At 43.5% G+C, this 19,322-nt stretch carries 18 protein-coding genes and 6 pseudogenes; 23 read left to right on the forward strand and 1 reads right to left on the reverse strand.

The window, feature by feature from the left end; translation table 11 throughout:
• The first annotated feature begins 62 nt into the window (after positions 1–62).
• From JCM19033_RS06165 to JCM19033_RS06215, 13 genes and pseudogenes are all read left to right on the forward strand, one after another.
• A pseudogene (locus JCM19033_RS06165) lies at positions 63–1,158 on the forward strand (prephenate dehydrogenase).
• Positions 1,159–1,169: 11 nt separating this feature from the next.
• Positions 1,170–2,467, forward strand: a pseudogene (gene aroA / locus JCM19033_RS06170) (3-phosphoshikimate 1-carboxyvinyltransferase).
• A gap of 408 nt (positions 2,468–2,875) precedes the next feature.
• Complete coding sequence (locus tag JCM19033_RS25130; RefSeq protein WP_269757996.1) at positions 2,876–3,070, forward strand: hypothetical protein; 195 nt, start codon at positions 2,876–2,878, stop codon at positions 3,068–3,070.
• Positions 3,042–3,245, forward strand: a complete 204-nt coding sequence (locus JCM19033_RS25135; RefSeq protein ID WP_269757997.1) for a hypothetical protein — start codon at positions 3,042–3,044, stop codon at positions 3,243–3,245. The genes JCM19033_RS25130 and JCM19033_RS25135 overlap by 29 nt, the downstream gene beginning before the upstream one ends.
• Complete coding sequence (locus JCM19033_RS06175) at positions 3,229–4,140, forward strand: lipopolysaccharide assembly protein LapB (protein WP_269757998.1); 912 nt, start codon at positions 3,229–3,231, stop codon at positions 4,138–4,140. Before JCM19033_RS25135 ends, JCM19033_RS06175 begins: the two co-directional genes overlap by 17 nt.
• A 128-nt stretch (positions 4,141–4,268) precedes the next feature.
• A complete protein-coding gene (locus JCM19033_RS06180) occupies positions 4,269–4,814 on the forward strand; it encodes a ReoY family proteolytic degradation factor (protein WP_054635660.1) in 546 nt (181 codons plus the stop codon).
• A 139-nt stretch (positions 4,815–4,953) separates the two neighbouring features.
• A complete protein-coding gene (locus JCM19033_RS06185; protein WP_269757999.1) occupies positions 4,954–5,313 on the forward strand; it encodes a DUF2487 family protein in 360 nt (119 codons plus the stop codon).
• 171 nt (positions 5,314–5,484) lie between these two features.
• Positions 5,485–6,017 (forward strand): annotated as a pseudogene (locus tag JCM19033_RS06190) (ubiquinol-cytochrome c reductase iron-sulfur subunit).
• Positions 5,998–6,669 (forward strand): menaquinol-cytochrome c reductase cytochrome b subunit, encoded by a 672-nt coding sequence (qcrB, locus tag JCM19033_RS06195; RefSeq protein ID WP_054635662.1) that lies wholly within the window; start codon positions 5,998–6,000, stop codon positions 6,667–6,669. The pseudogene JCM19033_RS06190 and the gene qcrB overlap by 20 nt, the downstream one beginning before the upstream one ends.
• Before the next feature lie 54 nt (positions 6,670–6,723).
• Complete coding sequence (locus JCM19033_RS06200; protein ID WP_054635663.1) at positions 6,724–7,554, forward strand: menaquinol-cytochrome c reductase cytochrome b/c subunit; 831 nt, start codon at positions 6,724–6,726, stop codon at positions 7,552–7,554.
• A gap of 161 nt (positions 7,555–7,715) precedes the next feature.
• Positions 7,716–8,312 (forward strand): annotated as a pseudogene (locus JCM19033_RS06205) (DUF1405 domain-containing protein).
• Positions 8,313–8,383: 71 nt separating this feature from the next.
• Positions 8,384–9,169, forward strand: coding sequence for a sporulation protein YpjB (locus tag JCM19033_RS06210; protein ID WP_054635664.1), 786 nt, complete (start codon positions 8,384–8,386; stop codon positions 9,167–9,169).
• Positions 9,170–9,269: 100 nt separating this feature from the next.
• Positions 9,270–9,953, forward strand: coding sequence for a zinc metallopeptidase (locus JCM19033_RS06215; RefSeq protein ID WP_054635665.1), 684 nt, complete (start codon positions 9,270–9,272; stop codon positions 9,951–9,953).
• 61 nt (positions 9,954–10,014) lie between these two features.
• On the opposite strand, the pseudogene JCM19033_RS06220 reads toward JCM19033_RS06215, so the two are convergent.
• A pseudogene (locus tag JCM19033_RS06220) lies at positions 10,015–10,832 on the reverse strand (YitT family protein).
• Positions 10,833–10,977: 145 nt separating this feature from the next.
• Here JCM19033_RS06220 and JCM19033_RS06225 point away from each other — a divergent pair.
• From JCM19033_RS06225 to panD, 10 genes and pseudogenes are all read left to right on the forward strand, one after another.
• Positions 10,978–11,373 (forward strand): nucleotide pyrophosphohydrolase, encoded by a 396-nt coding sequence (locus tag JCM19033_RS06225; RefSeq protein WP_083465291.1) that lies wholly within the window; start codon positions 10,978–10,980, stop codon positions 11,371–11,373.
• Positions 11,373–12,174, forward strand: a pseudogene (gene dapB / locus JCM19033_RS06230) (4-hydroxy-tetrahydrodipicolinate reductase). Before JCM19033_RS06225 ends, dapB begins: the two are co-directional and overlap by 1 nt.
• Before the next feature lie 9 nt (positions 12,175–12,183).
• Positions 12,184–12,591, forward strand: a complete 408-nt coding sequence (locus JCM19033_RS06235) for a methylglyoxal synthase (RefSeq protein WP_054635667.1) — start codon at positions 12,184–12,186, stop codon at positions 12,589–12,591.
• Positions 12,588–13,280, forward strand: a complete 693-nt coding sequence (gene bshB1, locus JCM19033_RS06240) for a bacillithiol biosynthesis deacetylase BshB1 (RefSeq protein WP_054635668.1) — start codon at positions 12,588–12,590, stop codon at positions 13,278–13,280. Before JCM19033_RS06235 ends, bshB1 begins: the two co-directional genes overlap by 4 nt.
• Before the next feature lie 2 nt (positions 13,281–13,282).
• Entirely contained in the window at positions 13,283–14,422 is a 1,140-nt protein-coding gene (gene bshA, locus JCM19033_RS06245) for an N-acetyl-alpha-D-glucosaminyl L-malate synthase BshA (protein WP_054635669.1), read from the forward strand.
• Entirely contained in the window at positions 14,423–15,493 is a 1,071-nt protein-coding gene (locus tag JCM19033_RS06250) for a CCA tRNA nucleotidyltransferase (RefSeq protein ID WP_054635670.1), read from the forward strand.
• Positions 15,494–15,590: 97 nt separating this feature from the next.
• On the forward strand, positions 15,591–16,571 hold the full coding sequence (locus JCM19033_RS06255; RefSeq protein ID WP_054635775.1) for a biotin--[acetyl-CoA-carboxylase] ligase: 981 nt from the start codon (positions 15,591–15,593) through the stop codon (positions 16,569–16,571).
• A gap of 301 nt (positions 16,572–16,872) precedes the next feature.
• Complete coding sequence (panB, locus tag JCM19033_RS06260; RefSeq protein WP_054635671.1) at positions 16,873–17,709, forward strand: 3-methyl-2-oxobutanoate hydroxymethyltransferase; 837 nt, start codon at positions 16,873–16,875, stop codon at positions 17,707–17,709.
• Positions 17,709–18,578 (forward strand): pantoate--beta-alanine ligase, encoded by an 870-nt coding sequence (panC, locus tag JCM19033_RS06265; protein ID WP_054635672.1) that lies wholly within the window; start codon positions 17,709–17,711, stop codon positions 18,576–18,578. Before panB ends, panC begins: the two co-directional genes overlap by 1 nt.
• Before the next feature lie 19 nt (positions 18,579–18,597).
• Positions 18,598–18,981: an aspartate 1-decarboxylase gene (gene panD / locus JCM19033_RS06270; protein WP_054635673.1), complete on the forward strand. Its 384-nt coding sequence runs from the start codon at positions 18,598–18,600 to the stop codon at positions 18,979–18,981.
• Positions 18,982–19,322 lie beyond the last annotated feature (341 nt).

Here is a 19,322-nt window from a genome sequence, read left to right on the forward strand (position 1 = left end):
GGGCTTTCTCCATGCCTTTTTACCGAGGAACTAAGCATGGGAATCTAAAGGAGGAACCTTCATTGAGCCGGAAAGTATGCGTGGTAGGGTTAGGCCTGATTGGCGGTTCCATCGCCCTTGCCATTCAACGAGAACATGACGCTTTTATCATAGGGGTAGAGGTTGATGAGAACCAGTTAAAGCTGGCTGAATCACTAAAGATTATCGACCAGGGAACAAGGTCTTTAGCCGAAGGAGTATGTGAAGCTGACCTTATTATTTTTGCTACCCCTGTGACCAAGACAGAAGAGTTAGTGGAGAGTTTGAAGGATGAAAAGCTGAAACCTGGAGTGATCATTACAGACGTAGGGAGTACCAAGAAGAAAATTTTGAAAAGTCCCAGGGGTTTCAAAAACATGACATTACCTTTATTGGCGGGCATCCTATGGCAGGTTCCCATAAAACGGGAGTGCAGGCGGCAAAGGCTCACCTGTTTGAAAATGCCTATTACATCCTGACCCCTGCAAAGGATACGCCTTTAAAAAAAGTCATTCAGCTTCAAAACTGGCTGAAAGGAACGAAAGCTAAATTTATTGAAATGACTCCAGACCAGCACGATAAATTAGTTGGTGTTGTCAGTCACTTTCCTCATATTGTTGCAGCCGGGCTTGTTCACCAGGTCGCGTCAATGAAAGAGGAAGAAGATATGGTAGAGACCCTCGCAGCTGGAGGATTTCGTGATATTACGAGGATTGCTTCTGCCAGCTGTGATGTGGCGGGACATTCTTTTACATAACAAAGAGCCTCTCCTTGACCTTCTTGAAAAGTGGCAGGTAGAAATGGATAAAATTCATACATTTATTAAACAGGGTGACAAAGAAGAAATATATCGTTTTTTGAAAGAGCCAAGCTGTTTAGAGATGGCCTGCCTTCGAGAAAAAAAGGTGCCATCCCTTCCTTTTATGATCTGTACGTGGACGTGCCTGACCATCCCGGCGTCATTTCTGATGTAACCGGGTTATTAGCTACAGAAGGAATCAGTATAACAAACATTCGAATTATCGAAACTCGTGAGGATATTATGGGGGTACTCCGCCTTACGTTCCGATCTGATGAAGACCGGGAACGAGGGAAAAATGTTTGCAGCGGGAGCTGTACGAAACATACGTGATGGAATAGGAGGCTGGAAGATGAGCAATAAGTCATTAACATGTTTGCAAAAAGGATTACAGGGATCCGTCCAGGTGCCCGGGGATAAATCAATTTCCCATCGGGCAGTAATGTTTGGAGCAATAGCTGAAGGCAAAACAGAAATCACTGGTTTCCTCCCAGGGGCTGATTGCTTAAGTACAATCGCATGCTTTCAGAAAATGGGAATTGATATCCTCCAGAAGGGGGATAAGGTGACTGTTTACGGAAAAGGATGGAGTGGATTAAATGAGCCGTCAGAAATACTTGATGTGGGAAACTCAGGAACGACTACAAGGCTCATGCTTGGCATTCTTGCTGGTCGTCCTTTTCACTCTGTAGTCATTGGCGATGAGTCGATAGCGAGACGGCCAATGTCCAGAGTGACAGAGCCTTTACGGCAAATGGGGGCAGAAATAGACGGCCGGGAAGATGGGACCTACACACCGCTTTCCATTCGTGGCGGAGAGACGAAAGGTATTCACTGGGTCTCAAAAGTTGCCAGCGCTCAAGTCAAGTCATGCATTCTTTTGGCGGGGCTTCAAAGCGAAGGCCAAACGACCGTTGAAGAACCTTCACTTTCAAGAGACCATACAGAACGAAGCTTGAGGCTTTTGGAGTGGAAGTAACCCGTGACAACAAGACTGTTTCTGTAGAAGGCGGGCAAGCTCTGAAGGGACGCTCGGTGTTTGTACCAGGTGATATCTCCTCTGCTGCATTTCTGCTTGCAGCAGGAGCCATTGTTCCCGACAGTGACATTACTATCGAAAATGTAGGAGTGAATCCGACGAGAACGGGAATTGTTGACGTAATGAAAAAAATGGGAGTGTCTTTTAAGGAAAAAAACAAAAGGGATGTCAACGGGGAGCCCGTGGCAGATTTTGTGGTGAAAACTTCAAACATGCAGGGGACAACCATTGAAGGAGATCTCATCCCTCGTTTAATCGATGAGATTCCTATTATTGCAGTCATGGCTTCCCAGGCTGTGGGCACCACTGTAATTAAAGATGCTGAAGAGCTGAAGGTAAAGGAAACCAACAGAATTGATACGGTAGTCAGCCAATTGAAGAAAATGGGAGCTGATATCGAAGCTACTCCAGATGGTATGATCATTCGCGGCTCTGCACAATTGCAAGGAGCTGAGGTCGATAGTTTTGGGGATCACCGCATTGGAATGGCCATGAGCATTGCTGCCTTAATTGCAAAAGGGGAGAGCACAATCCTCGATACAGAAGCAATTAATGTTTCTTATCCAACCTTTTACGAGCATATTGACAAGCTTAGAGGCACTGAAAAGTAAAAAAGAAGATTCATATCCAAAAGAAAGGCTGATAGGGACAGCCCTTTCTTTTGGAATTCTACATTTCTTTTTTTAAATATATTGACATATTGAGGAAAAAAGATATAATAAAGGTAGTGTATGGTTTCTCTCCACTCCTATCCATACTCATTTATAGCTTTTTGCTAATCTGATTTGTAAGCGTTTTCTTACAAATCAGTTTTTTTTGCTTTTTTTGGGAATTACTTATGCTTCTAGTTATGGTGTGTGATTATTTTCTGCTATACTAAAAAGTTGATAAAATGACGAGTGGCAAGATTTCAATCGCTGCTAGGATTTATGGACGTTTTAAGGTTAAAAAAAAGCCATAAGGGAAAATACTCTGGTAAAGAAGAGTAGAGCCGAAGGATAATAAAGGAGGATCAAGTATTGAACAGTGAATTAGAACAAGCGTTAAGGGTAATTGAAAAAGGGAACGTAGAGGAAGGGCTCGCCCATCTCCATTCGCTCGAAGAAAAGGCTGACCATCAAACGAAGTATGATCTGGCAGCGCTTTATCAGGAGCTGGGCCGGTCTGATCGTGCACGTCCTCTTGTTGAAGAGCTTCTTACTTATTATCGATGAAGGGGAGTTATATATACTGGCAGCCGAGATTGCTATTGATCTGGATGAAGAAGAGGATGCGATTGAATGGCTTCTTGAGATAAAGGAAGAGGATAGTACGTTCCTTCAAGCCCAATTGCTTCTTGCTGACTTGTACCAGCTCCAGGGTCTGGATGAAGTTGCGGAAGACAAATGAAAAAGCCTTGCAGCATGCTCCTGAAGAACCAGTGCTGCTGGCTGGACTAGGTGAATTTTATATTGAAAGAGGAGACTTTAACAAGAGTATTCCTTACTTAAAGCAAGCGAATGAAAAAGGCTTTCAATTTCCAGAAGGGAGCCTGGCCCTTCGTCTGGCGGAAGCATACAGTGCCACCGGCCAATTTGAAGAGGCTCTTTCTTTTTATGAAAAAGGATTAAAGGAGAAAACAGAGCTCAGCTCCTTGTTTGGATATGGTTATACAGCTCTTCAGGTAGGAGATTATGAACTGGCGGCAAAAAAGCTTGAAGAAGTAAGGAGCATGGATGAAGAATTTGCCAGCCTTTATCCTTACCTGGCAAGAGCGTACGAAGGAGTCAATGATTTTAAGAAGGCTCTGGAGGTCGCAGAAGAAGGAATCAAAGTTGATGAATTTAATGATGATTTATACGTGGAGGCCGGAAAACTTTATGTAAAATCAGGGCAAAAAGAGCCGGGGGAAAAAATGCTTAGAGAAGCTCTTGCCATCAACCCAGGCAATCAGGAAGCTTTTTTGACATTATTAAGTTACCTGGAAGAGCAGGAACAAGGAGAAGAGCTCCTTGAGCTGGTTTCTCATTTGAGGGAAATGGGAGAGGAAGATCCAGTATTTACGTGGTATGAAGGCAAAGCGAAAAACCTGATGGATGAGCTGGAGGAAGCATTAACAAGCTATGAGAATGCGTTTCCGGCTTTTTCAGAGGATATAGAATTTATTGAAGAATATGGACGTATACTTTTAGAAATGGGACACAAAGAAAAGGCTCTGCATCAATTTAGAATTCTTTTACAAAAGAATCCTTCCCGTCATGATATTGAAGAGCTTATAATGGAATTAGAAGAAGCAATGTTTTAAAAATGGTCACATTTTTATTGAAAATTAAAGGACATTTAGTTCGTATTGTCGAAGAGTCTTCCTATAATATTAAGATAGGACACTGGATTCTCTGAATCTTGTCTTTCAACGTATTGGAGGGTCTTACCATGGGCAGCACTAAATCACTCATTGAAAAGCGCGACTTTTTACGTTGGTTTCTTAATGTACACGAGCTAAAGAGAAGAGAGTGTGCATGGCTTTTAAATTATTTGATAAGTGAGGACACTTTGCTTGAAAAAGTGCACATAGTTGAAAAAGCTGAATTTTGCCCTAAAGCCTTGGTTATTTCTGCAAATGATGTAGACCATATACCCTTCTCCTTCCACAAAAACCAGCATGTAACCATGAACGCAGAACGTTCATTTCATGATATACGCTTGAATCCTGATGAAGATATTTATCTACAGTTAAATTTTCAGGATTCCAAAGGCAGTCACAAGTATATCTCAGTGCTCGAAGAGAACCCTTACCTTCCAAACCGGACGGAAGAAAATGTATTTTTCAGGCTTATGGCTGAAATAATTACAGAAGAGGCAGTTCGCTCGTTTCGCCTTCAGTCTCTGAAAGTGGAGATTGATGAAGCACTTTTAAAAAAGGACAGGGACTCTTTTGAAAGATTGTCCTTGGAAATGATACAATTAAAAAGAAAATGATACAAAGCCCTTAACAATAAGGCTTTTTTCTTGCGCATTCAATTGAATGAAAGGGTGGAGGCCATGAAAGTGGACAACCGAAGATGTAAAAACCTACCTGGATGCGAGGGAGTATGTTGATACTGCAGTGCTTCCTCTCGTGCCAGTAAGCTTTGGCAGTGAAATGAAGAACCATGTAGCAATGGGAGAGTTTATTACAGTGATTTGTGATGAAGTAGAAAAGCAGTTTAAAGGAAGAGTATTTCAGGTTCCTCCATTTACGTACATGGCAGATGAAGATCTGGATACGAGAATAGAGAGGCTCGAGAAATGGGTTTCAGTAATGAGAGAACAAGGTCTTAAATATGTCTTCTTTGTGACATCTGATCATGAGTGGAAAAAGAAAGAAGGAGACCTCCACAACATGCTTATCTGGATGCCTGTTATCCCTTTTGAGCACCTGGATATGCATATAGAAAGCAAATCATTTCTGAGCAGATCAAGCAGCTCCTTCCCTTAATGGTCGATAAATGGAAGAACAATCCATTAGAGTGAAATTGATCTTAAATTCCTTCAGCAAAAGATTGACAGGCAAAGCTTTACTAGGCTATCATGAGTATGTCCTAGTGTTATATTGTGTGTGATAAACGTGTCCGGATGGACTTAACCTATATAGTAGGGGGGAAATGTGGTGAGTGAAAAGAATCATAATGTCTCAAGACGTCAATTTCTTACATACACTTTAACGGGTGTAGGTGGATTCATGGCGGCTGGAATGCTTTTACCTATGGCTCGGTTTGCAATTGATCCTGTATTGCAGGTAGGAGCGGAAGGTGACTTTATTGCTGTAGCGGAAGTGGATGAGCTGACTGAGGAGCCTCAGCGTTTTGACTTTAGTTTTGAACAAGAAGACGGCTGGTACACTTCTGAAACGACTAATACAGCTTGGATTTATCAGGAAGGCGACGAAATCGTAGCTCTTTCTCCAATCTGTACTCACTTAGGATGTACAGTTAACTGGGAGGGTAGCGACGATTACCCTGAGCATTTCTATTGTCCGTGTCATTTTGGCTTATTTGAAAAAGATGGAACTAATGTGCCAGGTAGACCTCCAACAGAGCCACTTCATGCTATGAACTAGAAGTTCGCGATGGCACTGTTTATCTAGTCGACCAGAACCACAAATTTAGGAGGGGCGTCATCCATGCTTCAACGAGTTTATGATTGGATTGATGAACGCCTGGACATTACACCGATGTGGCGAGATATTGCCGATCATGAGGTGCCTGAGCATGTTAACCCGGCACATCACTTTTCGGCATTTGTTTACTGCTTCGGCGGACTAACTTTCTTTATTACAGTTATTCAAATCTTGTCCGGGATGTTCTTGACCATGTACTATGTACCCGATATCGTTAATGCCTATGAATCTGTAAGGTATCTCCAGAGTGAGGTTGCTTTTGGAATGATTGTCCGGGGCATGCACCACTGGGGAGCTAGTTTAGTAATTGTAATGATGTTCCTACATACGCTGCGCGTATTCTTCACAGGAGCGTACAAAAAACCGCGTGAACTTAACTGGGTTGTAGGTGTACTTATTTTCTTTACAATGCTCGCTTTAGGTTTTACTGGATACTTATTGCCTTGGGATATGAAAGCATATTTCGCAACTGTCGTAGGACTTGAGATTGCTGAAGCCGTTCCGTTTGTCGGTGAACTGGCAGCTACATTGCTTGCCGGCGGTGAAATTATTGGTGCCCAGACTCTGACCCGATTCTTCGCTATTCATGTATTCTTCTTGCCTGGCGCTTTATTGGGACTTATGGCGGCACACTTTATTATGATCAGAAGACAAGGTATCTCTGGCCCATTGTAGGCCTCAGCGTTACTGATTATTTGTTTTTTGTACTGAGACTGAGGAGGGAAACCGATGCATCGTGGAAAAGGTATGAGGTTCGTTGGGGACTCCCGTGTTCCTGCTGACCGTAAACCCAATATTCCTAAAGACTATTCGGAATATCCGGGTAAGACCGAAGCCTTTTGGCCAAACTTTCTTTTGCGTGAATGGATGGTCGGGGCTGTCTTTCTCATTGGGTATTTGTGTTTAACTATTGCACATCCAGCACCACTGGAGCGCGTGGCTGATCCAACGGACTCTGGCTATATTCCATTGCCGGACTGGTATTTCTTGTTTTTATACCAGCTTTTAAAGTATGAGTTTGCTGCCGGGGCCTATACGGTTGTTGGAGCTGTAATTATCCCGGGACTTGCTTTTGGGGCACTTCTTCTTGCACCTTGGCTTGACACAGGGAAAGAAAGAAGAGCGTCTCGTCGTCCGATTGCAAGTGCAATGATGTTTCTTGGTGTTATTGCTACCATTTATCTTACTTGGGAATCTGTAGACCAGCATGACTGGGAAGCGGCAGCTGAACAAGGTGAGATGATGGACGAGGACGATTTGATTGATATTGTGGAAGATCATGAGGGTTATGACATATACGTTGAGCAAGGCTGTATCGGCTGTCACGGTGACCAGATGGAAGGTGCCGGAGCAGCAGGTCCTGACCTGTATGATGTACCTTATGATGTTGATCAAATTGCTGAAATTGCCGTAGAAGGTATTGGAGAAATGCCTGGAGTATTTGACGGCAGTGACGAAGAGCTTGAAATTCTTGCTGAATACATCGCCGCTAACGGACAGCCTGATGGAGAAGGCAACGGCGGAGATGATGAAGAGGAAGAAGAAGACGAAGAAGAATAAGAATTACTGGAAAAGCTGACTGAAAGGTCAGCTTTTTCTTGTAGATGAGTGTACCCCACTGTACATAAAACCTCTGCTAATGCAGCAGATTCTGCAGAGGATCAGGAAAAGAGCAGGGAGCAACACGGGATGACAAAGTTGGAAACGGGGAATGATATTTCATGTCAAAATTGCTGTACTGGCTGGCTTCTCCCTTCATGCTGGCCGTTCTGCTGATTATAAATATCCTTGGGACGATTTATGGATACTGGTGGTACAAAGATCAACTTGCGATCACCCCCACTCACTTTTTGATTTTTGTACCAGACAGCCCGACCGCAAGTTTATTTTTTTGCTTTGTACTTGCTTTTGTTTTTGTTTAGAAAAAATAACGGTTTAATCGAAGCTTTGGCGGCAGTAACGCTGGTAAAGTATGGGATATGGCTGTCGTAATGAACATCGTGCCCGGTTTTATGGGTGCAGAACTCGGGTGGCAGAATTATCTGCTGATCGCTTCTCACCTTGGCATGGCCATTCAAGGTCTGTTGTTTGCTCCTTTTTACCGTATAAAGGTATGGCACCTGGCTGTTGTGTCGGTTTGGACGCTGCACAATGATGTTATAGATTACATCTACGGCATGCATCCATGGGTTTCCGGGCTTTTAACAGATCACATCCACCATGTTGCATACTTTACATTCTGGCTTTCCATCGGTTCTATCTGGATCGTGTATGTAACTGGTGTCAGAAGCGAGCGCAAAAAACTGCAGCTTCCTTAGCAACCCTTTCCTTTGTTCTACTCTTGTCCAAAAAGCATAAGGATGAGAGAGAGGAAAAAGGAGGGAAAACGTTGCGTGTTTGTGTATGCTTCCTATTAGTCGTTGTTCATATAAGCTTTCTGTTCAATGGTCAAGCGCTGGCTGATGACACAGTTGACTTCCATTCACTAAATAAAAAAGCGGATATGGCATTGCGCCTCGTGCAAGAAGAAAGATATGAAGAGGGCAAGCAGGTACTTAACTGGATAGGAGACAGGCTTCCGGAAATGGACTATGAAAAGGAAGATCTGAATTCAAGAGATATGGGCACCCTAATACGAGCTTATGAAGGAGCACAGGAGGGCGTGACAGCTGCTGATCTTCCGCCGGAAGAGAGAGTCCGCCATCTTCTTACTTTCAGACTTGCTCTAGACAGTGTAATCAGCAGGGAAAACCCCTTATGGAAAAAAACAGAGCCTACGCTTCAAGAAAAGCTGAAGGAAGTGTACCAGCATGCAGTGAATCAGGAAGAGCAGGAAGCCCAGCGTGTTTTTAATGAGTGGCTGAGACAGTTTGAGATCATTCGCCCTGCTTTTACAATACGTGAAGAACCGGCTGTTTATGAACGGGTTTCTTCTTATGTAAAGTTTATGGATCAAAACAGAAGGGAATGGCTTCAGGAAGATGGGGGAGAACACTTAGAAAAGCTGGAAAAGGAAATGAAGTCTCTTTTTCATCCAGAAAACCGAGATTCTGCTATTGATCCATCCCTGCTTTGGGTGATGATATCCGTAGGAGGAATGGTCATTCTTTCTCTTACCTATGCAGGGTGGAAGAAATATAAGGGAGAAAAAGGACGGGAAAAAATGAAGCAGTAGAATCTGTCACAAAGGCTTAAAACGTTTCGATTGACGCCTTACAGCGGATTCAGTAAAATAATAGGTAAATAGAGATAGATTGGAGGGTGGAGGTGAAATTATGAGTTTAACAATGATGATTATTTATTTCGGGCTTCTCATTTTGATCCCGATTTGGGCGCAAATGCGAGTGAAAAGCGCTTATAGAAAGTATTCACAGGTTCAGAACTCCTCAGGGATGAGCGGAGCTGACGTGGCAAGGAAGATCCTCGACGAAAATGGACTGTTTGATGTAGCGGTTGAGCCGGTCAAAGGGCAGCTTACTGACCATTATGATCCCCGTTCCAAAGTTGTAAGGCTTTCAGAAGGAAACTATTACGGTCAGTCTGTAGCTGGTGCAGCTGTGGCAGCCCATGAGGTTGGTCACGCTATTCAGGATGCAGAAGACTATGCATTCCTTCGTTTCCGCCATGCCTTAGTTCCCATTGCAAACTTTGGATCCAATATTTCTTTCTTCCTCATTCTTGCGGGTATCCTTATGCAGGCTTCAGGTATGTTGCTGTTAGGGATTGTTTTCATGTCTGCAGCAGTGCTTTTCCAAGTGGTAACTCTGCCGGTTGAATTTAACGCTTCCAGTCGTGCGATGCACCAGGTCGTAGCCACTGGGATTATAAGAAATGATGAAGAACGTGAAACGAGAAAGGTACTAGATGCAGCAGCCTTGACATACGTTGCAGCAGCACTAGTGGCAGTTCTTGAATTGGTTCGTTTTGTGATGATGTATTTCATGATGAACGACGACTAAAAAAACCTCCAATCTGGAGGTTTTTTAGTTGGTCCACTTTATAAAGGGCACCTGCCAGGGCTTACTGGTGCCCTAATGGCTTTTTGTTTTCATCGAGCGTGAATCCTTCACCAGAAACATCCTGAACGTCGTTAATGGTGACAAAGGCATGAGGATCAATGCGAGTAACCAGGTTTTTCAGCCTCATTAGCTCACTTCTTCCGACCACACAGTAAAGAACTTCTTTTCTTGAACCGGTAAAGCTTCCTTTTCCTTGTAATGTCGTCGCTCCTCTATCCATTTCCTTTAAAATAGCCTCCGCGATCTCAGGAGCTTTTTCAGAAATAATAAATGAAGCTTTTGCAGAATAGGCTCCCTGCTGGATAAGGTCTATGACTTTTGCGGCAACAAAAACTGCAAGCAGTGTATACATGGCTTCCCGGTAATTCAAGTAAATCAAAGAGGAAGCTATGACTATACAATCAAAGGCAAATAACGTTTTCCCCATACTCCATCCAAAATAGCGAAAGCCCAGCTTGGCAATAATGTCCGCTCCACCAGTGGTTCCTCCGTAGCGAAAGACAATACCTAATCCGACACCAAGAAACACCCCTGCAAATAAGGCGACCAGAGTCATATCTTCATCAAGAGGAAGATGTACGACGGGGTAGACTTGAAAAAGCCACAGAAAAAAAGAAAGACCGATGGTGCCAATGACAGTGTAAGCAAATGCCGTTCTTCCCAGTATTCGATAACCAATGACGAAAAGAGGAATGTTTAATGCTAAATTAGAAAACGCAGGTCTATCGTAAACATAAAATATAAAATTAAGGTAATACCTGTAAAGCCTCCATCTGCCAGGTTATTTTGCATATTAAAGTAGACGAGCCCAAAGGCCATCACCCCAGAACCCAGTAAAACAAAAAAACAATTTTTCAGATGTATTCCTATGCTCAAAATTACTGCCTCCTCGCATGAAACGAAAACTTAGTAAAGCCTTATTCATTATAAGGGATTGAAAAAGGGCGAGCAACGAACAACATGATTGTCAAACAGCTTTTCTTTCGCTACCATAAGGGAGAAGTGCGAGGTGGAAACAATGGAGAGAAAAACCATGGAACAAATGCAAAAAGAAGTTGATGAGTATATTGGCCAATTTAAAGAAGGGTACTTCAGCCCGCTTGCTATGCTTGCAAGGATGACAGAAGAAGTGGGTGAGCTTGCCCGCGAAGTTAATCATCTGTATGGAGAAAAGCCTAAAAAGTCCACTGAAGATGTAAAAGCAATGGAGCAGGAGATTGGAGACATGATGTTTGTCCTTATTTGCTTTGCTAATTCTTTGGATATTAATATGGAAGAATCCTTTGATCTGGTAATGGAAAAGTTTAATACGAGAGATAAGGATCGATGGACGAAAATAAATGAAGGGGATGATCAGTAATGGCTGAAACGATTCGAGTGATTATAGCAGGGCCGCGAGGAAACATGGGGAAAGAGGCAGTGTTATTAGTTAACAGGACACCTACCTTGAGTTAGTAGCAGCAGTTGATTCAAGAAACGAAGGAAAGGAATTAAGAGAAGTTGAAGGGATGCCTGATGAATCAGCGAGAGTGTACACAGATATGGAACGATGCCTTCAGGACGTGGAAGCAGATGTCTCATAGATCTTACGAACCCTGAAGCAGGAAAAGTACATATGGATTTAGCGTTAGATTATAATGTCCGTCCGGTAGTCGGGACAACAGGGTTTACAGAAGAGGATGTAAAGCGCCTGCGAAAGAAAGCTGAGGACAAAGAGCTTGGAGCGATCATTGCCCCTAACTTTGCTGTAGGTGCTGTATTAATGATGAAATTTTCCCAGATGGCAGCAAAGTATTTTGAAGACGTTGAAATTATAGAAAAGCACCATGACAGAAAGCTTGATGCACCCTCTGGCACAGCAATCAAAACGGCGCAACTAATTAGTGAAGTAAGAGAAGAGAAAAAGCAGGGGCATCCAGACGAAAAAGAAGAATGGGAAGGTGCAAGAGGAGCTGGTATGGAAGGTATGCACATTCACAGCATCCGTCTGCCGGGCCTTGTGGCACACCAGGAAGTGATGTTTGGCAGCAGTGGACAGACTCTTACCATAAAGCATGATTCCATTAACCGAGAATCGTTTATGCCTGGTGTAAAGCTCGCAGTGGAAACTGCAATGAAACTTGATACTCTTGTATACGGCTTAGAAAATATAATGGAATAAGGTGATCTGATGAATATAGCTTTGATTGCTCATGATCAAAAGAAGCAGGATATGGTCACGTTTACTATAGAAGCAAAAGAGATATTAAAAGATCACAAACTATATGCAACAGGAACTACAGGAAAGAGAATTACAGAAGCTGCGAATCTGGATGTAACTCGCTTTTTATCTGGACCTCTTGGAGGAGACCAGCAAATTGGTTCACTTGTCGCAAGTAATGATATTGATTTGGTTATTTTTTTCCGCGATCCTTTAATGGCCCAGCCCCATGAACCGGATATTTCAGCCTTGTTGCGTTTATGTGATGTACATAACGTGCCTGCTGCCACGAATCCAGTCAGTGCCAGAGTAATGATAAAAGCCCTTCATGAGGGGCTGATTCCATCTAGACAAGATATTGCCGGAGGAGCGGAATGAATAGAGCTGATATATTAGCTGTCGGAGCCCACCCGGACGATGTAGAAATTGGTATGGGAGGGACCCTTGCAAAACACGTGGAGAAAGGAGCAAAGGTGGCCCTTTGCTCTCTTACCAAAGGAGAGCTGTCATCAAATGGTACAGTAGAAGAAAGACAGCAGGAAGCAAGAGAGGCTGCTGAGGTGTTGGGCGTACAAAGGTATCAGCTTGAATTTAGTGATCGTTCCTTGCATACAGAAGGGGAGGATTTTACAGAACTCGTGGCTTTAATTCGAGCTGTAAAGCCTAAGGTGGTATTTGCTCCAATGCCTGATCGGCATCCTGACCACGGCATGTGCGGAAAGATCGTAAAGGAAGCCGTCTTTAACGCCAAAATCAAAAAATATCAAGCCTTTCACACCGAATCTCATAAAGTGGATGCTTTGCATTTTTACATGATAAACGGTATCCAGGAAGCGGACTTTTATGTGGACGTATCAGCTTACATAGAGAAAAAGATTAAAGCCCTTTCCTGCTATAAAAGCCAGTTTGAAAGACGAGAAGGAACAATTGAAACCCCGTTGACGAATGGATATGTGGAAGGGGTTCGTGCCCGGGAATACGTTTTTGGTAAACAAGCAGGTGTGGGGTACGCAGAAGCATTCATAAAAGACAGCCCTCTTCTTATTGACAATCTATTAGGAGTATAGCCATGAGAAAATTGAAAATAGGAATTACCTGTTATCCAAGTGTCGGAGGCTCAGGGGTGATTGCAACTGAATTGGGAAAATTGTTAGCTGAAAGGGGCCATGAAATCCATTTTATTTCATCGAGCCTTCCTTTTCGATTAAATAAAGTGTATTCAAACATCTATTATCATGAAGTAGAAGTAAACCAATATGAAGTGTTTAAATACCCTCCTTATTCTTTGACGCTGGCAAGTAAAATGGCAGAAGTAATTAATGAGGAGGACCTTGATATTCTTCATGTCCATTATGCAGTCCCTCACGCAGTTTGTGCTCTGCTTGCCAAGGATATGACCGAGCAGGATGTTAAAATTATCACGACTCTGCATGGTACAGATATAACGGTTTTAGGGTATGACCCTTCCTTAAAAGAAATTATCAAATACGGTATTAACCGCTCTGATGTGGTCACAGCCGTCTCATCTGACCTGGTCAGGCAGACCAGGGAAATGTTTCACACGGACAGAGCAATAGAAACAGTGTACAACTTTATTGACGAACGTGTGTATCAGGAAAAAGAAGTACCAGGTTTACGGGAGGCCTACGGAATAAATGAAGGGGAAAAAGTGATTATCCACGTTTCCAACTTTCGGCCGGTGAAAAGGATAACAGATGTAATCGAAGCATTCTCAGTCGTAGCCTCGCAAATGGAAGCCAGGCTTTTAATGGTAGGAGACGGGCCGGAAAAAAACAAGGCAGCAGAAGTTTCCAGAAAACTAGGTATTGAAGATAAAGTTAAATTTCTAGGCAATCAAAAACATATAGCAGACCTGTTATCTATTTCTGATGTCATGTTTCTGTTATCTGAAAAAGAAAGCTTTGGCCTGGCAGCTTTAGAAGCGATGGCATGCGGAGTTCCTGTAGTCGGCACAGCGGTCGGGGGAATACCGGAAGTAGTTCTCGATGGAGAAACAGGTTTTATCACTCCGGCAGAAGATCCTGTGACAGCAGGTGAAAAAGCTGTTGAGCTTTTAGGAAACGAAAGCTTATACAAAAAGCTGTCGGTTTCTTCAAAGGAAAGGGCGCAGCAGCAGTTCTCATCGTTTTCCATTGTTGAGCAATATGAATCAATTTACAAAACAGCACTAGAAAACGAGGAAAATTAAATGGACCGCCAGCAGGATATTTGGAGAGGTGCAAAGGAATTATTGAGTGAAATAAAGCTTCACGGTTTTGAAGGTTATATTGTTGGCGGGGCAGTACGCGACTACTTGCTAAATGGACCAGTAAATGATATTGATATTGCGACAGATGCCCGGCCAGCAGAAATTGAAAGAATGTACCCGAAAACGGCAGCTCTGGGAAAAAAACATGGAACCATTTTAGTGTTGCACCGTGGCTTACCCTATGAAGTGACAACGTTTCGGGGAAAGAATGATGAAAGCAGCACATTATCAGCCGATTTAGAAAAAAGAGATTTTACAATGAACGCTATGGCTCTAACAGGAGATGAACTTGTTATTGACCCTTTCGGTGGGAAAAAGGATCTTGAAAGGGGACTCATACGAGGAGTCAAAGATCCTAATGCACGCATACTCGAAGACCCTTTGAGGATGATACGTGCCTTTCGCTTCATTGCCCAATATAATTTTCTCATTGAACCACAAACAAAAAACGCGATACGCTGCTTAGCAAAAGAATTGGACAACACAGCAGCAGAGCGTATAGGCAGTGAATGGGGGAAAATTCTCACAGGTCCTTACAGCCAGCGAGCTCTGAATGATTTTTTTACTTGTTTGCCCCTGACTTCTCTAAGGAAAGACTTGTTTCCTGAAAACTGGGAAATCCCAGACTCTTGGGAGCCAGTAGTAAGGGTAGAGGGGGAAGTCCAAAGCTGGGCTGCATTTTTACTTTTAATGAATGAACAGGAACCTGGTTTTCGTTTAAAGAAGTGGAAGCGATCTAATTCGCTGCAAAAAAAGGTCAAACAAGTGATGTTTTGGAGCTGCTGGAGAAAGGCTAATGAATGGACGAACGAAGCCTTGTACAGGGCAGGGAAGACTGGGGCACTGGCTGCCGAGGAACTGTACGGTGTGTTCTTTAAGAAAAATGACGCCTGGAGCAAAGAAGAATTACATGCCAGGTTTGACAGTTTTCCTATTGCTTCTCGGGAAGATTTGTCTGTTAATGGCAGTGAACTTGCAGAGGCGCTTGAAAGAACACCAGGCCCTGGATAAGTGAATGTCTAAAGGAACTGGAAACAGCCGTAATAAATAGCAAAGTAAGGAACTGTAAAGAAGACCTTATAACTTGGATAAAGGAGCAGATGGATCCATGAGAGGCAAACTGATTCAAGTACTTACAGAAGCCGGAAATGAGTTTACATCCGGGCAGTATTTAAGCGAGCAGCTGGGAATATCAAGAACAGCTGTGTGGAAGCATATCGAAGAATTGAGAAAAAGCGGGTACGAACTAGAGGCGGTCCCTCGAAAAGGGTATCGTCTTCTTTTTACACCGGACACAGTAAGTGCGGAAGAAATTTCTTCACGACTGACAACCTCTATCATGGGAGCTCAGGTTCATTATGAAAAGTCTGTACCCTCCACCCAGGAAGTCGCTCACAAATTGGCAAGGGACGGAGCTGCGGAAGGAACAGTGATAGTGGCTGATGAACAAACTAAGGGAAAAGGAAGGCTGGGCAGAGAATGGTTTTCGCCGTCAGGGACAGGCCTCTGGTTCAGTCTGTTGCTGCGACCGGATATTCCTCCCCAGCAAGCGCCCCAGCTTACTTTGCTGACAGCAGTAGCTGTCATTGAAGGAATTGAGGAAGCAACTGGTGTAAAAGCAGAAATTAAATGGCCTAACGACCTTTTGGTACAAGGGAGAAAAATAGCTGGCATACTCACAGAAATGCAGTCAGAACCAGACAGAGTACAAGCTGTCATTGTAGGAGTGGGCATTAACGTGAATCAGGAAAAAAGCAGTCTCCCCGAAGACCTTCAGTCTATCGCCACATCTCTGGCTATTGAAAAAGGGACACCGTTTCACAGGGCTGACGTATTGACTTCAGTGCTCAAAAGGTATGAATATTGGTATCAGCACTTTTTGCACGAGGGATTTGATCGAGTGCGGAGACGATGGGAGGCCCTTGCTATTTCTTTTGGCCAAAAAATCACAGCTCGCACCGTTCAAGGAGCAGAATATGGAACGGCAAAGGGAATAACCGATGACGGTGTCCTCATCCTGGAAAAAGAAGACGGTGAAATAAAATATATTTACAGTGCAGATATTGAATTTAACAACGATACCAATTAAAATTTTGGTATAATCAATGGACAGGCAATATCCAAGTGAATTGCACTGGCCCATCATGACAGCTGGCTGTGCCAGCACAGTATCCAGACTATTTTTATTATTATGTCTGCCTTGATCCAACATTAGGACAGGGACAGAGGGATGCAAGAAACCGTTTATCAGAGTGATCTGCTCGAGCAGGTTTAGTTTATCCTGCTTAAATGGTATAAATCCTTCTTCCCCAGGGAGAAGGAATTTTTGTGGTTACTCCATTCTGTGGTTTCTTTTGTATCTTCTCTGCTAAAAAAGGAGGAGAAGAGTAGTGAAAACAACTTCAGGTTTTCAGAAAATGAAATCATCCGGCGAAAAGATTGCAATGATGACTGCCTATGACGCGCCTTCTGCAAGGGGTGCAGAACAGGCGGGGGTTGACCTAATTCTTGTCGGTGATTCAGCAGGTATGGTAGTCCATGGCTATGATTCTACTGTGCCAGTTACATTGGAGGATATGATTTTGCATACGAAGGCCGTACGCCGCGGAGCGCCGGATACCTTTGTAGTAACAGATATGCCTTTTTTAACCTATCACGAAGGAACAAAAGAAACTGTTCAGAATGCAAGACGCCTTATTCAGGAAGGCGGAGCCCATGCGGTAAAAATGGAAGGGGCCGGAAACGTTGTCGACAGTATTTCTGCTTTAACATCCGGCGGTGTTCCTGTCATGGCTCACTTAGGACTCACCCCGCAGTCTGTGGGAGTCCTAGGCGGCTACAAAGTACAGGGGAAAAGTGATGAGGCAGCCCATGCATTGCTTGAAGAGGCAAAAGAGATTGAAAGTGCCGGAGCTTTTTCAATTGTATTAGAGTGCGTGCCAAAGCAGCTTGCTGAGCTGGTTTCAAAACAACTTTCTATCCCTGTGATTGGTATAGGAGCTGGAAAAGATACAGACGGACAAGTGCTTGTTTATCATGATGTCATTGGTTACGGGAATGGGTTTGTGCCAAAGTTTGTGAAACAATACAGTGATGTGGATTCTATCATCGAAAAAGCCATCGCAGAGTACGTAAACGAAGTGAAGGAACAGAGATTCCCCGAAGAACAGCACACCTTTACGATGAAAGAAGAACAGCTGAAAAGTTTTTACGGAGGTGTGAAGTAGTGCGGGTCGTACGAACAATCGCGGAGCTTAAAACAGAACTTTCCCGCAAGAAAAACGAGGGACATGAGATTGGTTTTGTTCCTACAATGGGATATTTGCATGAAGCGCATTTACGGCTGGTGGATCGAGCCTGCCAGGAAAACGGCACCGTGGTGATGAGTATTTTTGTTAACCCTCTTCAATTCGGTCCTAATGAGGATTTTGACCGCTATCCAAGAGACATTGAAAGAGATAAGAAATTGGCAGAGGAACGGGGTGTAGATATACTGTTTTGCCCCGAAACGAAGGAGATATATCCCTCGCCCCTTTCTGTCACAGTGCAGGTAAAGGAGGGGACAGACGTTTTATGCGGCAGGCATCGTCCGGGTCATTTTGATGGGGTGGCGACTGTCGTATTGAAACTCCTTCATATGGTAGAGCCGTCTCGTATTTATTTTGGTATGAAAGATGCTCAGCAAGTAGCAGTCATCGAAAAGATGGTCAGTGACTTAAACATCCCTGTGACGGTAGTGCCGTGTGAAACAATAAGGGAAAACGACGGACTGGCCAAGAGTTCAAGAAATGTGTATCTTTCTGAACAAGAGAGGCGTCAGGCCCCTGCCTTGTATGAGAGTCTTGTTCAGGGAGCAGCATTGATAAAAGAAGGGGAAGATCGGCCGGAGAAGGTCATTGAAAAAGTAAAGGACATGATTGAGGCCAAAACAGACGGAGAAATAGATTATGTTGAGCTTCTTTCTTATCCGGATTTAAAGCCTGTTGAGTCGATAGAGGGCAGAGTAATTATAGCTGCTGCTCTGCGTTTTGAGAAAGCTCGCCTGATTGACAATATCACATTAGAGGCCAGCCGCAAAGCTGCGGCCGCCTATTAAATTTATTGGGGGAAAGAATATGTTTCGTACTATGATGAAGTCGAAAATTCATCGTGCAACTGTCACCGAAGCGGATCTGAACTACGTAGGAAGCATAACGATTGACCAGGATATATTAGAGGCTGTAAACATTATTGAAAATGAAAAGGTTCAAGTGGTAAACAATAATAATGGCGCACGGCTGGAAACGTATGTGATCGCTGGCGAAAGAGGCAGCGGAGTGTTTTGCTTAAATGGAGCAGCTGCCCGTCTTGTCCAGCCCGGGGATCTTATCATTGTGATTGCTTATGCGATGGTCGAAGAGAAAAACTTGGAGAAGTTTGAACCAAAAGTAGCCATAATGAATGATAAGAATGAAATTGAGACATTAATGGCCACAGAACCAGCACATACAATTTTATAATAGGAGAGGCGGTTGTCTTAAAAGTCTCGACTCCTCGTTAAGCGAGCTGGAAGGGTTCACTCCAGCTCGTTTGTTTGTATGTTTTCAGAAGGCGTGGGATCGTTCATTACCATCAGCATATGTTTTACTATACTTGGCCGCATGTACCTTTTTCAGCCCGCCCTTGTGGAAAACTTCCGAAAGATAAGGACCCTGCTTCAAAACTTAAACGTAATTGGTGCTTTACCTGATAGAGAAATATAAGTTGGTAACGGTCGAGAGATAATCCATGTTTTTAATCTGTTATAATAAATGAGTGTGGAAAAATGCACCTATAGTTTTTAGCCATCGTGAAAGGCAGC

Source organism: Thalassobacillus sp. C254 (assembly GCF_001310615.1).

Bases quoted from the DNA above. Each gene is read 5' to 3' on its own strand.
- panD (WP_054635673.1), top strand. From the start codon at position 18,598: ATGTTTCGTACTATGATGAAGTCGAAAATTCATCGTGCAACTGTCACC.
- JCM19033_RS06215 (WP_054635665.1), top strand. From the start codon at position 9,270: ATGAGTTTAACAATGATGATTATTTATTTCGGGCTTCTCATTTTGATC.
- bshA (WP_054635669.1), top strand. From the start codon at position 13,283: ATGAGAAAATTGAAAATAGGAATTACCTGTTATCCAAGTGTCGGAGGC.
- JCM19033_RS06250 (WP_054635670.1), top strand. From the start codon at position 14,423: ATGGACCGCCAGCAGGATATTTGGAGAGGTGCAAAGGAATTATTGAGT.
- JCM19033_RS06235 (WP_054635667.1), top strand. From the start codon at position 12,184: ATGAATATAGCTTTGATTGCTCATGATCAAAAGAAGCAGGATATGGTC.
- JCM19033_RS06200 (WP_054635663.1), top strand. From the start codon at position 6,724: ATGCATCGTGGAAAAGGTATGAGGTTCGTTGGGGACTCCCGTGTTCCT.
- JCM19033_RS06255 (WP_054635775.1), top strand. From the start codon at position 15,591: ATGAGAGGCAAACTGATTCAAGTACTTACAGAAGCCGGAAATGAGTTT.
- bshB1 (WP_054635668.1), top strand. From the start codon at position 12,588: ATGAATAGAGCTGATATATTAGCTGTCGGAGCCCACCCGGACGATGTA.
- qcrB (WP_054635662.1), top strand. From the start codon at position 5,998: ATGCTTCAACGAGTTTATGATTGGATTGATGAACGCCTGGACATTACA.
- JCM19033_RS06180 (WP_054635660.1), top strand. From the start codon at position 4,269: ATGGGCAGCACTAAATCACTCATTGAAAAGCGCGACTTTTTACGTTGG.